This window comes from Vibrio sp. (assembly GCF_038138445.1).
Lineage (GTDB): Bacteria > Pseudomonadota > Gammaproteobacteria > Enterobacterales > Vibrionaceae > Vibrio.
The window spans coordinates 1-15,672 of sequence record NZ_JAYQDQ010000043.1 but is presented as its reverse complement, the minus strand read 5'-3'; the positions used below and the strand labels follow the sequence as shown (position 1 = coordinate 15,672).

Below are 15,672 nucleotides of genomic sequence, written 5' to 3'. Positions count from 1 at the left end.
AATAATATAGCCCCGTTTGTACGGGGCTTTTTTCTATCGGAGGCACAATGCTTTACCGTCTAGCCAGAGCTGGCTTTTTTCAACTTGATGCCGAAAAGGCACATGATCTCGCAATCGAAAACTTCAAACGTTTTACAGGAACACCTCTCGATTTATTTTATCGTCAACAATTACCCGACCGTCCAGTCGAATGTATGGGTATTTCATTTCGCAATCCCGTGGGCCTTGCAGCTGGCTTAGATAAGGACGGTGAGTGCATAGAAGCTTTTGATGCTATGGGGTTTGGATTTGTTGAAGTTGGTACTGTCACACCTAGACCTCAATCAGGTAACGATAAGCCACGCCTTTTTCGCTTAGTTGAAGCAGAAGGAATTATCAATCGAATGGGTTTTAATAACCAAGGAGTCGATAATCTGATTGAGAATGTGAAGAAAGCAAACTTTAGCTGCGTCCTTGGGATTAACATAGGAAAAAATAAAGACACACCAATTGAGAAGGGGGCTGAGGATTACCTAATTTGTATGGAAAAGGTATACCAGTATGCAGGATACATCGCTGTTAATATATCTTCTCCAAACACTCCAGGGTTACGTTCACTTCAATATGGTGAAGCATTGGATGATCTTCTATCCGAACTAAAACAAAAACAGTCTCAACTTGCGGAAAAGCATAACAAATATGTTCCATTGGCACTTAAAATTGCACCTGATTTGAGTGACGAGGAAGTAACGCAGATATGTGACTCTCTAATCAAAAATAATATTGATGGTGTTATCGCAACTAATACTACACTTGATCGGAGTATTGTCGAAGGGATGAAACATGCTAATGAGGTAGGGGGGCTAAGTGGGCGTCCTGTCCAATTAAGAAGTACAGAAGTTGTTCGCCTTTTACACCAGAAGCTAAAGGATCAAATCCCCGTGATTGGAGTAGGTGGTGTGGATTCGTATGTTGCTGCGAAAGAAAAAATGATGGCCGGAGCACAATTAGTTCAAGTGTATTCCGGATTTATCTACCATGGCCCAGCGCTTGTGCGTGACATAGTGAAAAATTTATAAAAGACATAATGTGACGCTGTCACTTGATGAATTAAGAAGCTGTAACTCATTTTATAAAGAGGAAATGACATATCATTTCCTCTTTTTTTTCAATAGATAGTACATAAAATTTGATCAGCAGTACTTTGAGTAGGCGACAGCGTACTTAAGAAGATTGAATTTTACACGAGATGAGTATGATGCTTAAACCGAGCGATAAGTGGACTTGGTACTATGATGATGCGGAGCAGCACCTAATGCTCGACTTAGGCGACGACATTATATTCAGAACAAATCTATCAAAAAAATTGGTCGTGGACTGTGCAATTGGTATTAATGAATTCTCAGTTGATGATGCGTCAGCTTTTCAAACATATAAAGAACAAATTTCTCTTCTTAACCTTTCTGAGCCTAGACAAGCAGAACTCGCTCTATATTGTGTTGCTGCCAAACGTTTTCATAAGCCTGTTCAACCGAAAAGTTGGTTTTTCAATTCAGTAACCGATTGCGGTTATACACCTGAAGAAGGTGATTTTGTAAAGCTATCAAACTCTCATAGTGAAGGGTACTTTATCGTTTTGGAAGTAGGGGATAGTGCAAGCCTATGCGCGCTAGTTTGCCAGAATAACTTTGCCTTAGACGGTATGAAGTCACTAAAATTTGGTCAAGCAATTAAAGTGATGCACGATCGAATGTCAGCTGCAAACCATATTCTATCTCAGGCTATACACTCTATCGCTCTAGTAAGTTAACTTTTTCATTCCTTTTTGTTCTACTTCTGGTCGGCTTATTGCCGACATTTTTTTAATTCAAGATCACAATTTCGGTGACTTGTACTTAAAATAATCACCAATTTTGTTAACAAAAATCCTTTCATCAGTTTCGTTTTTCGCTCAAAAAACCTAAATAATTCCTCAATTAGAGCAATTTAGTTGTTAACTTACAGTGGAAATTTAATCTGGCATATACCAAAACAACATTGAATAAGTATTCGCTATCGCTATGAAGACTATTTTTGCGTAACAAGCCGAGGAGCAGAAAATCGTAGTTGAAAGCAAATTACAAACCCTGCTTTGCTTTTAGGTTTGTGTGGTGTAATACAATCGAATTTAACTAAACGCACAGAATATGTGGAAAGTTTATGAGCAAGTTTCACGCGATCAGAGCTTTCACTATAATATTTGGACGGAATTGGCTAACCATATAAGCGCTATGCAGGTATAATCGTTCGTTAGTTATCATTTATCTAAGAACACTATGCATCAATATCTTGCGGTTACGTCCAACGGACTAGAAAACTTGTTGGTTGAAGAATTAAGTAGGCTAGGCATAGAGAACGCTAAGCCAGTCCAAGCTGGAGTGAAGTTTAAAGCTTCTAACGAACAAATTTATCGCTGCTGTTTATGGAGCCGTTTAGCTTCTCGTTTTGTTCGCGTACTCTCAGAATTTACCTGTAATGACGATATGGATTTGTACCTCGCAAGTTCAGCAGTCAATTGGGTCAAACAATTCAATAGTTCAAACAAGTTTATCGTTGACTTTAAAGGAACCAACCAGGAGATTCGTAATAGCCAGTATGGTGCGATGAAAGTAAAAGATGCGATAGTTGATATGTTTGGTAAAAAAGACCTACCTAGACCGTCGATCAGTAAAGAACGACCAGATCTCAGGGTTCATTTGCGCCTTCATAAAGATAAAGCACTGCTTGGAATAGATATGGTTGGTGGCGGTCTTCACCAAAGAGGATATCGAACTGAATCAGGTAAGGCGCCTTTAAGAGAAACGCTTGCGTCAGCGATTATTTTGCGTTCTGGTTGGGATATGAAAACCCCGCTGTTGGATCCGATGTGTGGCTCCGGAACAATTGTCATTGAAGCAGCTATGATGGCAGCAAATATAGCGCCGGGAATTAAGCGTGAGAAGTTCAGCTTTGAAGTGTTGGAAGATTTTGAGCCAGACGTTTGGATGCAAGTAAAAACAGAAGCGTCCGTTCAAGCGCGAAAGGGTGTCAATAAGTTTGACGCTAAAGTTTATGGCTATGATAATGACCCGCGTATAATCCAAACGGCCAAAGACAATGCACGCAGGGCAGGTGTTGAGTCTCTCATTTGTTTCGAGGTGCAAGATGCGGCAGAACTTAAGCGACCAATGGATTTCAGTTCAGGTGCGATTGTTTCAAACCCTCCTTATGGCGAAAGGCTCGGTACTCACCCTGGCTTGATTGCGCTTTATACCGCTTTCGGCAATCAACTTAAATCAGAGTTTAAAGGTTGCAGCGCTTCAATTTTTTCTAGTTCTGACGAACTGCTTAGCTGTTTGCGTATGAGAGCAGACAAACAATACAAACTAAATAATGGATCGTTACCTTGTCAGCAAAAGACTTATCAGATTTCTGACAAAGAGCGAACCACAAATAGTGACGTTGTAACTGATGCAGTTATTGCTCCTGATTTTGCCAATCGCTTGAAAAAAAATATTGGCAAGATTTCGAAATGGGCCAAAAAAGAGCAATTGGATTGCTACCGAATTTATGATGCAGACCTCCCTGAGTACAATGTCGCTATTGATGTATATCTAGATCATCTGGTTATACAAGAGTATGCAGCACCTAAAAATATTCCTGAAGATAAAGCAAAGCGTCGATTGACTGACATTATACGATCTTCAATTCAAGTGACTGGCACTCAGGCAAATAAGGTCATTTTAAAAGTAAGAGAAAAGCAGAAAGGACGCTCCCAGTACCAAAAGCTATCTCAACAATCACAGACCATGAATGTTTTTGAATATGGAGTGAATCTGATTGTCAATTTGCACGACTATCTAGATACAGGTTTATTCCTTGATCACAAGTTAACTCGTAGAAAAATTGGCCAATGGGCGGCGAATAAAGATTTTCTAAATTTGTTTGCCTATACCGGTTCAGCGACTGTACATGCCGCTTGCGGCGGGGCTAAGTCTACAACAACGGTAGACATGTCGAACACATACTTAGAGTGGGCTCAGGAGAACATGCGATTGAATGGCCAAGTAGGTCGCCAGCATAAATATGAACAGGCTGATTGTTTACAGTGGCTAGAGAATTCAAGTGCTCAGTTTGATTTGATTTTTATTGATCCTCCGACATTTTCAAACTCTAAACGAATGCAGCAAACGTTCGATGTTCAGCGCGATCATATTCAGCTAATGACAAACCTCAAGCGACTCTTACGTCCAGAAGGAATGATCATTTTTTCTAACAACAAACGTCAGTTTAAAATGGATATTGACGCAATAAGAGAGCTAAGGCTTGAAGCAAAGAATATTTCTTCACAAACTTTGCCGCTTGACTTTGCTCGCAATAAGCATATCCATAACTGCTGGGTAATTTCGCACAGTGATTAACGGGACTTCAATGATTATCTTATACAGCACACAAGGCTGTCACCTTTGTGAACTGGCATTTGCTCTCTGCCAGCAAGTAGGGATCGATCAATTGATTAGTACTATCGATATTGCGGATAATGAAGAGTTATTTTCACGTTACGGCGTCACAATACCAGTGCTAAGTATTGATGGTAGAGAGATTAAGTGGCCGTTCGACATACAACAACTACAACTATGGTTAGAGAATAATGGCATTACTTACCATAAATAATGGGCTAATAGCTTACGGCGATCACCCTCTACTTGATAAAGCAGATTTTTCACTTCAAGAAAATGAGCGTGTGTGTTTAGTAGGCCGAAACGGGGCAGGAAAGTCGACTTTAATGAAAGTATTGGCCGGAGAAGTCACTCTTGACGATGGTAAACTGACGATTACACAAGATGTCACTGTTTCCCGTTTAGAACAAGATCCACCGCGTAATCAAGAAAGTACGGTTTTTGATTATGTAGCAGGTGGATTATCAGAGGCAGGAGAACAGCTTAAGATCTATCAAGATCTCCTCGATCTAGTGGCCAATGAGCCGACAGATCAAAACATTAATAAACTTTCTCGGGTACAAGAGCAACTGGAACACTCGGGAGCTTGGCGTTTTGAAGACCGAATCAAAAACGTACTAGGCGCTCTTCAGCTAGACGGTCATGTTAACTTGACTGATTTGTCAGGTGGCTGGCAGCGTAAGGCTGCACTAGCAAGGGCTTTGGTTTGTGACCCAGATGTGTTACTACTAGATGAGCCGACTAACCACCTTGATGTAACGACAATTGAGTGGCTTGAGACATTTCTTAAAGATTTTCGTGGTTCTATTATCTTTATTTCACATGACCGCGCTTTTATTAAATCTATGGCAACACGAATCGTCGATCTAGACCGTGGGCAACTAGCGTCATTTCCTGGTGATTATGACAATTACCTTGTTGAAAAAGAAGAAATGCTACGCGTAGAAGAGATGCAAAATGCAGAATTTGATAAAAAGCTTGCACAAGAAGAAGTTTGGATTCGACAAGGTATCAAAGCACGTAGGACTCGAAATGAAGGTAGGGTGAGGGCGCTCAAAAAGCTTCGCGAAGAGCGTAAAGATCGTCGAGATGTTCAGGGTAAAGCGCAAATCCAAATAGATGATGCATCTCGTTCTGGCAAGATTGTTTTCGAGGCTGAAAAGCTTTGCTTTGATATTGATGGGAAATCGATTGTTAACAATTTTTCCTTCAATATCATGCGTGGCGACCGTATCGCACTTATTGGTCCAAACGGTTGTGGTAAAAGTACCTTACTCAAACTTTTGTTAGGGAATTTAAAACCTGCCGCTGGTAGGTTGCACTGCGGTACAAAATTAGAAGTTGCCTATTTTGATCAATATAGAGAAGTATTAGATCCCGAAAAATCTGTCATCGATAATTTGGCTGATGGTAAACAAGAAGTAATGGTTGGCGGACGTCAGCGACATGCATTGAGCTATCTTCAAGATTTCCTTTTTGCACCAAAGAGAGCAAGAACTCCTGTTAAAGCTTTATCTGGGGGTGAAAAAAATCGCCTACTGCTTGCTCGTATCTTATTGAAACCCAATAATTTACTAATATTAGATGAGCCAACCAACGATCTCGATATTGAAACATTGGAACTTTTAGAAGATTTACTTGCCAATTATCAGGGTACTTTACTTTTGGTTAGCCATGATCGTCAATTTGTGGATAACACAGTAATGACCAGCTGGATTTTTGAAGATGAGGGAAAGATAGAAGAGTTTGTAGGTGGTTATCATGACGCACAGCAGCAACGAGAGCAAAGCCGTAAGGTACGCAACAGCGCGGAAATATCAGCTCCTACTAAAACAAACCAAGATCAATCTGCTAAAACAAAACCAATATCAAGTAAGCCTAAGAAGTTATCTTATAAACTTCAGCGCGAACTTGAAGAACTACCAGCAAAATTGGTACAGCTAGAGGCTGACATAGAGTTAACCCAAGAGAAAGTAAATTCTCCAGAGTTTTTCTCAAAGCCAATTGATGAAACACAACCTATTTTAGATTCGCTTGCTGCTTTAGAGCAGGAGCTTGAAATTGCTTTTGAGCGTTGGGAAGCGTTAGAAGCAATGCAACAGGAAAGTTAATACCAAATGAGCAAGACTATTTTTAAGCTGTCATCCGTTACTCTGGCCCTGATGGGCTCTTTTTCCGTCAATGCTGCTATTTATAACATTTACGGCTATCAGCCAGTGGTAAATCCTAGTGCGAAAACTTATGGTGTCGCTATTAAACCTGAATCAGGGGCTGCAAACTGTTGGAGCGGCACAACTTGTTCTCAGACTGATTATGAAATTGCGTTTGAAGAAAAGTTGTACAATGAAGGCTTCGCGTACCGCGATGAAGTGCCATTTCGTTACACATTAGGTTATCAGCTATTGGAAGAAGGCGAGAGTGGCTTCCGCAGCTATTGTGATAGCTTTTTGCGCTATAATAAAAGCACTTGTTCTAGGTGGACTAAAGAACAATATAACCTAGGCTATGAGCAAGAGGGTAGCAATACTTCGTTTGCCTATATAGAAAGTTCTGCTAATCAAGTAGAAAGCGGTAATTCTAACGTCATTGTCAATAATTTCACTGCTAGTAACGATGTTATTGGTACTTTCTATGGAGACGAGTTAAGAAAAAGGACAGTTGCTTACTCAGGCGGTGTATCACCCACACTGATTGCATCAAGTGTCACCTATGACCAAAATAAAGTTTGGGCAAAAACATCTAGTGGATCAAACGACATACTTGTAGGCAGTGTAACTAAGCAATCGACTAATCCAAACGATTATACTTCTCACGCTGCTATCTGGAGAGATAATGGGACTAGCGCTGAGACAGTAGCTTGGCAAGCAAATGCAGCGGTGAATGACCGAAGAACCCCTCATGGTAGCGCAAGAGATGTTGCGATTGTGGGAAGCAAAACTTACGCTGTAGGGTACAATTCAGATTCAGAAGAAAGACCCGTTGCTAGCGTATTTGATGTAGACAGAACTACCTTAACTGCCACATCATCAATCATCAGCAGATATTCATCTACCAGTTATTTAAACTCACTTCTGACCTCAATCAATAACAATGGTTATGCTATTGGTGAAGCCAAATATGCAACAGCAATTAATGGCTCGTTCGCAAATAGTCTGTTCTACATTACTAATCCAGAAAACCCTAACGGTAGTTTCAAAGAGTTTTCGGGCCCTATATTTTTCTCTGGTGCCAACGGAAAAGCGGGGGCGATTAATAATAACGACGAAGTTGTAGGTGCAATCGACTACCAAACACATGATGAAGTGGATGGCAAACAGAGAGGCCAGAGAGGCTTTATTGCGCCTTTAAATTCCTCAAATACGAAAGCACCTTTGAATGGAAGAGCTTGGTATCTTGACGATCTAGTTAATGATGCAAACACTAATTCCACCAACAACCAGTTCAGAGTCATTGACGCGACTGATATTAATGATGCCGGTGTAATCTCTGGTACAGCATACTATTGTGAGGGCGGCTACGACACGCTTTACCTAGATTCTACGTGTAATGGCCTTACACAAGGAGCTGAGAAAATTGTCGCAGTTAAGTTAGTTCCTATTGAAAACTCAACGGCTTCAAATATCCAAGAGAGAGGTTTAGAGCCTGTCTCAATAGAGCGTCAAGGTGCCTCATTAGGCTGGTTTGCTTTAGTAGTCATTGGCTTACTCGGGTTCCGTAGAAAATAAATAAAATTTCTATATTAGGCACAGGTTCAAGTTTTTGGATCTGTGCTTTTTTATACCTTGAGAAAGATGAAAATTTGAACGATCCTTAAGTGTGGAGTAATAAAAGCTCCACAAAAAATTAATAGTAGTACGTTAGAAAAATGATATGTATGAGGACGACACTATGAAGAGACAAAAGCGTGACCGCATGGAGAGAGCTCAATCACAAGGGTATAAAGCAGGTCTAAATGGCCGCTCTACGGACTCATGTCCTTACCAGCAGATGGATGCTCGCTCTCATTGGCTTGGTGGTTGGCGCGATGCCAGAGAAGATAGACACTCTGGCCTCTACAAATAAAATTACACAATCCACATACGAAATAAAGCCCCAATTATTGGGGCTTTTATTGTTCTTAACTTAAATGATCTTTTAGAAAGAAGAGGTATCTTGGAACAGTCCAACCTTGAGGTCTTTAGCGACATATATTTCTTTTCCGTCAACCAGAACACGTCCATCGGCTAGACCCATCACTAATTTGCGGTTGACGACTCTTTTCATATGAATTTCGTAGGTAACTTTCTTTGCTGTTGGTAGAATTTGCCCAGTAAATTTAACTTCGCCGACACCTAGAGCTCGACCTTTACCTTTTCCGCCAACCCATCCCAAGAAGAAACCAACCAATTGCCACATCGCATCCAAACCCAAGCAGCCTGGCATTACAGGGTCACCCGGAAAGTGACAATCAAAGAACCAAAGGTCTGGAGTAATATCAAGCTCTGCCAGAATTAAGCCTTTACCGAAATCACCCTCAGTTTCAGACATTTTAGTTACGCGGTCCATCATCAGCATATTAGGTGCTGGTAACTGTGGGTAGCCTGGGCCAAAAAGTTCACCTTGGCTAGAGGCTAGTAGGTCATCACGGTTATAAGAATCACGTTTGTTTTGCATCATCAATCACTCCAAATTTTGATAGCAGCATCTTAGTGAACAGGTGTACGCTAAACAACTCCGATCAGTCTCGATTTGAACAATGTTTGTTCTAAACGAACCAGTTTTTGATGCGTTCCACAATTCCTAGTGGATGTTCATGTTTTTCATAGGTTTCTATTCGTTGAGCTATCTTATGAATAACGCTAGATTCATCATCACCACGAAAAGGTTTACCCATAATAATTGGTATCGTCTCATCTACAGTCTCTACTGACCAGATATGAAACTCATTACTTTTTATACTAGCAACAACTTCTTTATTTAATGCGAGGTGTTTCAAATTAGTTTGCGGAATAATAACACCTTGTTTACCTGTAAAACCTTGATGCTTACAAACTCGGTAAAAGCCTTCAATTTTTTCATTCAGACCACCCACAGCTTGAACACGACCAAATTGGTCAACCGCTCCGGTCACAGCGATCTGCTGATTGATGGGGTACTCAGAAAGTGCGCTTACAAAGGAACATAACTCTGCCAATGTTGCACTATCGCCATCAACTTCACAGTATGACTGTTCAAAAACTACAGACGCTGAGTAGGGAAGTGGCTCTTCAAGTTTTAAAGCGCTTGAGACAAAAGCCTGCATTATCATCATGCCTTTAGCATGAAGGTTTCCTCCAAGTTCAGCTTTGCGCTCAACATCAGAGATGTCTCCATCACCAAAATGTATTACACAGGATATTCGAGCTGGCTCTCCATATGATAAAGGGTGGCCTGATACATCTATAACAGTAAGTCCATTGACCTGGCCAATGCATTCACCCTGAGTTTCAATGATCACTTGTCCATCTAAAATATCAGAGAGTGCTCTTTCTGGTAGATATGATTCGCGTTGATACTTAGCTTCAAGTGCTTTATCTACCGCCTTCTCATCAATGACGCCACCATCTGTATGTAAACATGCTTCTTGAAAAATCGATAAATACCACAATGGCTCTATCGGCATATAACGCTGGTCTTCGCTATATCGAGCGCCTGCAACCATTAATCTGTGTATCGCATCAAAAGACAGCGAGGGTAGTTTAAACTCTTTAACCAAGGATGATAAATAGCCCAAGTACTGCTTTATGGATTGCTCGGTCACCGCTATGTCATGTTCTATTTCTGTATAATTAGCGATGCCACGATAAAGATCTTCATCTAAGAAATCCAAATCAGCGATTTGGTCGCGATTGCCTACGACGATTAGTTTTAATGACCAAGAGTGCACAGGGACTTGGTTGGCTATGTGTTTAGGTGTGGTAGAAATTGGGCTAAAAGTCTGGCCCAGAAAAATAGATTTGAAAATCGGCCAACTACTAGGGTTTGCAAGTAGCAGATTGGCTGGCACTATCAGAAACCCGTCCTGCGCTTGCTCTATCAACCCTTTAGCTTGTCCTGTAATTTCACCGGCTTCGTTACATGAATACGTACCTAACAAGTCATTTATACAGATACCTTCTGTTACAACGACAGGCTTATCAACCAAACTGAGTAGACCACGTTGAATGCTGGAGCGATAAAAAGCGTTGTCTGGAGAGTTGACAACCAGAATACGGTTAAAACCTTGTGTAAACGCGATTGTTGAGAGGGCTTGTTTAAGACGTGGCTGTATATCTAAGAAGCTAACTTCGGGTAAACTTTCAAAATTGGATATGACTTCATCAAACTCTGTATATTGAGGGGTGACTGCTTGCCAGCTTTCTTGATTCATCTGTGCTATTCATCTACTTGTTAAGGTTCCAAATTATATAAAAATCCGCTAAAAATTACACTGCAAATTTATCTGATGATCTTCGTCGATTAATTCTATAATTGATATTGTAACTCCTATCAAGCTGGGTTACGCTGTAACTATAGTTGAAGTGGAACTAGACCTAACCATGAAATATCAACAACTTGAAAACTTAGAATGTGGCTGGAAGTGGAACTATTTGATCAGTAAATGGAAAAACGGGGAGTCAATAACTCGCCATATTGATACCAGTGAAGCTAATGCTGCCGTTAACGAATTACAAAAGATAGAGTCAGATCCAACAAAAGTGCTCAAATGGATTGAGCAGCACCTATCTGAAGAATTAGATAACAAACTTAAACAAGCGATACGCGCGAAACGAAAGCGTCATTTTAATGCTGAGCAGATTCATACTAAGAAAAAGTCGATAGACCTTGATTATCGTGTTTGGGAGAAGTTATCTAGCCGTGCCAACGAACTTGGTTGTACTTTGTCAGATGCCATTGAATATTTATTGTCTGAAGCATCAAGAAGTGAGAAAGCAAGTAAAGCAGTACATAGTTTAAAAGAGGATTTAAGTAAACTTCTAGATTAAGGGAGACGATATGGTATACGTGATTTTGGCTGCTGCAGTACTAATTTTTTGGCTCGTCGCAGTCGACAGGCCTGTGTTACTTATTAATTTTAAATCTGGTCAGATATCGAAACAGAAGGGGCATTTCCCAACAACATTTAGGCACAATGTGATGGACATTGCCAAACGTACTCCATTTGATGGTGAGCTGAAAGTTTATCAACAAAGAAATGGAACAAAACTTGTCTTTTCAAAACACATTCCCAAAGCTACACAGCAAAGAATTAGAAACGTCTTTCCACATCAAAGCTTCCGCTCGAAAGGAAAGCGGCACTCACACTGATCTTTGAATTTTTTGCGATTGATAACAATTGACTCACTTACTTGCATTTTAAAGTACTCTGTTGTGCTAAACTTTTGCATATATAACTTCTTAACTGGAGATAACCTGTTTTTTACAGACCAATAAGTTATATAACAGTGAAGCGAATCAGATCGCGGCAAAAATCACTGAATTAACAAGAGAGTGCTACGCCAAATGGTTAGTTAGTTTAAAATATGTACTTGATCAGACAGATGTAGATTCTGCTCTGAGTAGACAATGTGAATTTTGTGACACTGTCATTACTCAACTTAAAAATAATTTGATTGATTTGTGCCGTAACCCCAAATTTTGCGAGCGTATGGGCAAAAGTGGAAGAAGTTTCTCCGATACAAAAATGGCTATCGGCCTGCTCGGTATAGAGAACTGCAGGTTATTGTTACCTATTCTAATGGTAAAACCTTTGCTAAAGTGGGATGACCCATCAACCAAGCTTATTGCCCCCAAGCTATGGCAAAACATGATTTTGACCGCTAATGTTACACGATTACGTTTATTGGAGGCAGGGATCAAATCTCCAGAGCAAGAGATCGCACTAGGTATACTTCGCACAATGAGCCAATTTTCTATTGTCAATAATTTTCCATTAATATTCGAGGATGCTCTTGTCGAGCGCATGCAATTTTATCGCGAAGAAAATCGCCGAGAAGAGTACTATGCATGTGCGGAAATTAAACCAACTATGGGAGTGTTACCAGAGGCTTTAATGCGCTTGGAGAAAGCATTAACACGGAAAATTGTTGAGCACATTGAGTGGTGTCCAAATAACATACATCTTAAACATGCGTTATTGGAAGATCTGGACGATACACCAGTTACCGATAGAAGCCCTTATGGTGTCGCTTTACCTCAAGGTCAAGCTTATTCTATCTACGATGCTCTTGAGCGCAGCCACGTTTTTGTTGAGAAACACAAACCGTTTTGGTTTGCCAATGTACAAATGCCCCCAGATGCTTTAAAAACTATTCGTGATTGTCACCCAGGAAGGATAGAGCTTCATAAGTGACAATTCTGTAGCTAGTTAGCGGCCTCCATCGGTCGCTAATTACTAAGCCATATTTTCGCATATCACGATTCAATAACGATATCTGAATCTTCAGTGGTAAATAGATGAGCTTTGTTTTGTTTTATAAGTTGAGCAGCATAAGAAGGGGTTACTGCGTGTAAGTCGCCTTTAGCTCTCAAAGTGTATGCTTCCCATGCTTGATCTCGATATTTTCCAGTCTGAGTATATTGAATTAGTACTTTCATCTCGACCTCTCTTGTCAACGAGTTGTGAACCTATTTTTAACAATACTGCTATAAGTCGTACATATCACCTGCTAAAACTGAAACCTAAGATTAACTATTGTCATAGATATAGTGGCACGAGAATCGCACCGCATTATAAAGTGTATTTATTTTAACGGACTAGTATACGTGTACCCATTAAACTATATTTAATGGCTACTTTTAAATCATAAATAATTGATTTTATTGAACCATCGACAACGTAATTAAAAATCATAAGTTACAAATTACAAGCATTAAATCAAACAAAAGATCACAAAAATCACAACTCCGACACCCATATACATTCAATTATCTATAAGGAACACTAATTGTTTGTAATTTGTCACATACATGAGAACTCTAGGTTTCATAATACAAAATTTTTGCTACCTTGTTCACGCTTTGGGTGCTATCCCAAGCCTTACGTTTGCTGTTTCGGGTAACAGACCGGCTCTTATAGGGCCGGCTCTTTTTAATAACTTCTATTTGAACCCATAAAACGTATTAACCGCACTGCTAAATTTTTTCTATGCTTTGTTTATAGCATCTGTAAAAGAAAAATAGCTCATATGACTCGGTTATTATCAAACATATGTACGTTTGTGCTTTTGATTCTTCCCTTAGAGGCATGGCCTGCATCCCTAAAATTAGCGTATTCCGACATTGAATCTTATCCATTCCAGTTAGGCAACGGGACCGATGTAGCCACACCTCCAGGACTGGCTCTTGATATACTTAATCATGTGGGAAAAACTCTAAATCTTAATATTAATTATATTCGCCTACCGGGAAAACGAGTGTTAGAAGAAGTTGCATCTGGCAACGTGGATGGGGGATTTATTTTTTCATACAATACTCAGCGTGCTCAATACGCTCGCTACCCAATGAACGAGGATAAGCCTGATAGTACAAAGCGTATCGCAACGATCGGTTATTACTTTTATGTATTGGAAGGACAAACTGTGAGTTGGGACGGCGAACACTTTGCTGAATCAGACTATAAAATTGGCGCACATCTTGGGTATTCGATAGTGAAAGACTTGCAAAAAAAACAGCTCAAGGTTCATGAAGTAAAAACAACAGAACAGTTATTCAGTATGCTACAACTTAGACGACTACCTGTTATCGCTGTGCAAGATACTATGGCTCAGCAATTTTTGTCAGTCCAGGGGATTACGAACATTGAGCAAGTTAATCCAGCGATAAAAACAAAGGACTACTTTTTAGTCTTAAGCGAACAGTTCCTAGAAGCTAATCCTCAAATAGCACAGCAGATTTGGAATCAAATCGCAATATCACGCGATAGTATTACAAAACAAGCAGGGCCCAAATAATTTAATTTACTTAAGAACTCGGTACTATTGCGACTATTAACCTCACGCAGTAAGATTTCATACCTGAATGACGTAAAAAAGGAAAGTACATGAAAGCCAACGTTATTGCGAGTTCAACTCTATCGCTATGTATTGCTTCTTCTTCAATAGCCGCTAATAACCCAAATATAGAATTTATCAGTAATGTGTCGTGTAAAATGGGGGGCTGTACTATGGTTTGCGTAACCTCTGATGGGAAAAAAGACGTCAAAGCACGTGAGATAAATAGTGCAGAGATCATTACTTATAAAAGTGGTACTGTTCAGCATAACTTAGTGATTGGCTTTCAAAAGATGATCGTTACCTCTCCATCTGGAACGGAATCTTGCTCGCTGAATAATATCGACAAAATCACAACACAATAAAATACGTAGTTGGTTATACCCAAGTTTTAAGTAGAGATGGTGCGGTGTGAGCATTAATCATACTTTGTATTTCTTCAACAAAATATTTGTGCGTTTGATAAAAAGCCTCGCCTGTGGCGACTGTTTGACTTACGGCTTGGCAAACAAGCTCTGGATTAGAGCTAGGCAACAAAAATCCAGACTTTTCTTGTCTAACTTCAACAAGCAAATCCCCCAGTGCCATTAAGTTATCTAAGATAGTATTTTCATCTAGTCCATGGCTACGCATAAAATTTTCCCAAATCCAAATAATTAAATGGTCTTCGCAAGCTATGGTTTTGCGACTTGGAAGTGTTTTTAAGTTCATTCAAATTTCCCTTAAACAGCGTCTGGGCATGGGTAGACCAGCCACATAGAGCGGAGGATTGAGATATATCAGGACTTTATCAAAAGAATTGAATATCAAAAAGCGATCATTGCACATACTAGCATTCATGACAATGCCCTGACATGTAATTTGATCTTAATTCCAAATATCTTTGTTTTGAGCTAAGGTTTATGGAGTTAATGTAAATTTGTATCTGAATAAATGACGGGGCTTGACACCATGCTTGGGATGAAATTTACGGCAGTTTTATTTCTATCATTGGTTATGACCGAAACAGTAGGAGCCAAACAATACAAGTTTGCTGTTGTGCCCAAAGAAGAAAATAATCCATTTTTTCAAGCAAGCAGAGAAGGGTGCGAAGCACTGAGGGATCCCCTCATAAATCCGCCAGTGCATAGCCATCTTTTAAGAGCTGCTCAGCTCTGAGGGATCCCCTCATAAATCCGCCAGTGCATAGCCATCTTTTAAGAGCT

General features: G+C 40.0%; 16 protein-coding genes. 12 read left to right on the top strand and 4 right to left on the bottom strand.

The annotated features are described in order from the left end of the window. Positions 1-47: 47 nt before the first annotated feature. The 7 genes from pyrD to rmf all read left to right on the top strand — a co-directional run bounded on the left by pyrD (position 48) and on the right by rmf (position 8,519). Positions 48-1,058, top strand: coding sequence for a quinone-dependent dihydroorotate dehydrogenase (pyrD, locus tag AAFM34_RS12285; protein WP_341663204.1), 1,011 nt, complete (start codon positions 48-50; stop codon positions 1,056-1,058). 179 nt (positions 1,059-1,237) lie between these two features. Continuing rightward, positions 1,238-1,789, top strand: coding sequence for a cell division protein ZapC (locus AAFM34_RS12280; protein WP_341663225.1), 552 nt, complete (start codon positions 1,238-1,240; stop codon positions 1,787-1,789). A 505-nt stretch (positions 1,790-2,294) separates the two neighbouring features. Further along, on the top strand, positions 2,295-4,418 hold the full coding sequence (gene rlmKL / locus AAFM34_RS12275; protein WP_341663202.1) for a bifunctional 23S rRNA (guanine(2069)-N(7))-methyltransferase RlmK/23S rRNA (guanine(2445)-N(2))-methyltransferase RlmL: 2,124 nt from the start codon (positions 2,295-2,297) through the stop codon (positions 4,416-4,418). A 10-nt stretch (positions 4,419-4,428) separates the two neighbouring features. Further along, positions 4,429-4,671, top strand: a complete 243-nt coding sequence (locus AAFM34_RS12270) for a glutaredoxin family protein (RefSeq protein ID WP_341663200.1) — start codon at positions 4,429-4,431, stop codon at positions 4,669-4,671. After that, positions 4,649-6,568 (top strand): ABC transporter ATP-binding protein, encoded by a 1,920-nt coding sequence (locus AAFM34_RS12265; protein ID WP_341663198.1) that lies wholly within the window; start codon positions 4,649-4,651, stop codon positions 6,566-6,568. The genes AAFM34_RS12270 and AAFM34_RS12265 overlap by 23 nt, the downstream gene beginning before the upstream one ends. 6 nt (positions 6,569-6,574) lie before the next feature. Next, the gene (locus tag AAFM34_RS12260) at positions 6,575-8,182 is read left to right on the top strand and encodes a DUF3466 family protein (RefSeq protein WP_341663196.1); all 1,608 of its coding nucleotides are present in this window, start codon (positions 6,575-6,577) and stop codon (positions 8,180-8,182) included. Between the two features lie 163 nt (positions 8,183-8,345). After that, positions 8,346-8,519 carry a ribosome modulation factor gene (gene rmf, locus AAFM34_RS12255; protein WP_114785731.1) on the top strand — a complete coding sequence of 58 codons (174 nt, stop codon included), beginning with the start codon at positions 8,346-8,348 and terminating at the stop codon, positions 8,517-8,519. A gap of 72 nt (positions 8,520-8,591) precedes the next feature. Here the strand turns inward: rmf and fabA are convergent, their stop codons facing one another. Both fabA and AAFM34_RS12245 read right to left on the bottom strand, forming a co-directional pair. Continuing rightward, positions 8,592-9,110 (bottom strand): bifunctional 3-hydroxydecanoyl-ACP dehydratase/trans-2-decenoyl-ACP isomerase, encoded by a 519-nt coding sequence (gene fabA / locus AAFM34_RS12250; RefSeq protein WP_114785839.1) that lies wholly within the window; start codon positions 9,108-9,110, stop codon positions 8,592-8,594. 91 nt (positions 9,111-9,201) lie between these two features. Continuing rightward, positions 9,202-10,845 carry a Lon protease family protein gene (locus AAFM34_RS12245; protein ID WP_341663193.1) on the bottom strand — a complete coding sequence of 548 codons (1,644 nt, stop codon included), beginning with the start codon at positions 10,843-10,845 and terminating at the stop codon, positions 9,202-9,204. A gap of 169 nt (positions 10,846-11,014) precedes the next feature. Between AAFM34_RS12245 and matP the strand changes: the two genes are divergently transcribed. The 3 genes from matP to AAFM34_RS12230 all read left to right on the top strand — a co-directional run bounded on the left by matP (position 11,015) and on the right by AAFM34_RS12230 (position 12,828). Next, a complete protein-coding gene (matP, locus tag AAFM34_RS12240) occupies positions 11,015-11,461 on the top strand; it encodes a macrodomain Ter protein MatP (protein ID WP_341663191.1) in 447 nt (148 codons plus the stop codon). A gap of 10 nt (positions 11,462-11,471) precedes the next feature. Next, positions 11,472-11,783 carry a DUF3634 family protein gene (locus tag AAFM34_RS12235; RefSeq protein WP_341663189.1) on the top strand — a complete coding sequence of 104 codons (312 nt, stop codon included), beginning with the start codon at positions 11,472-11,474 and terminating at the stop codon, positions 11,781-11,783. Between the two features lie 94 nt (positions 11,784-11,877). Beyond that, positions 11,878-12,828 carry a hypothetical protein gene (locus AAFM34_RS12230; protein ID WP_371833277.1) on the top strand — a complete coding sequence of 317 codons (951 nt, stop codon included), beginning with the start codon at positions 11,878-11,880 and terminating at the stop codon, positions 12,826-12,828. A gap of 62 nt (positions 12,829-12,890) precedes the next feature. On the opposite strand, the gene AAFM34_RS12225 is transcribed toward AAFM34_RS12230, so the two are convergent. After that, positions 12,891-13,073 carry a hypothetical protein gene (locus tag AAFM34_RS12225; protein ID WP_114785727.1) on the bottom strand — a complete coding sequence of 61 codons (183 nt, stop codon included), beginning with the start codon at positions 13,071-13,073 and terminating at the stop codon, positions 12,891-12,893. Between the two features lie 590 nt (positions 13,074-13,663). Here AAFM34_RS12225 and AAFM34_RS12220 point away from each other — a divergent pair. Further along, positions 13,664-14,428 (top strand): transporter substrate-binding domain-containing protein, encoded by a 765-nt coding sequence (locus tag AAFM34_RS12220; RefSeq protein WP_341663186.1) that lies wholly within the window; start codon positions 13,664-13,666, stop codon positions 14,426-14,428. Positions 14,429-14,517: 89 nt separating this feature from the next. Further along, entirely contained in the window at positions 14,518-14,832 is a 315-nt protein-coding gene (locus AAFM34_RS12215) for a hypothetical protein (RefSeq protein WP_341663184.1), read from the top strand. A 13-nt stretch (positions 14,833-14,845) separates the two neighbouring features. On the opposite strand, the gene AAFM34_RS12210 is transcribed toward AAFM34_RS12215, so the two are convergent. After that, positions 14,846-15,178, bottom strand: a complete 333-nt coding sequence (locus tag AAFM34_RS12210; protein WP_341663182.1) for a hypothetical protein — start codon at positions 15,176-15,178, stop codon at positions 14,846-14,848. Positions 15,179-15,672: the final 494 nt, after the last annotated feature.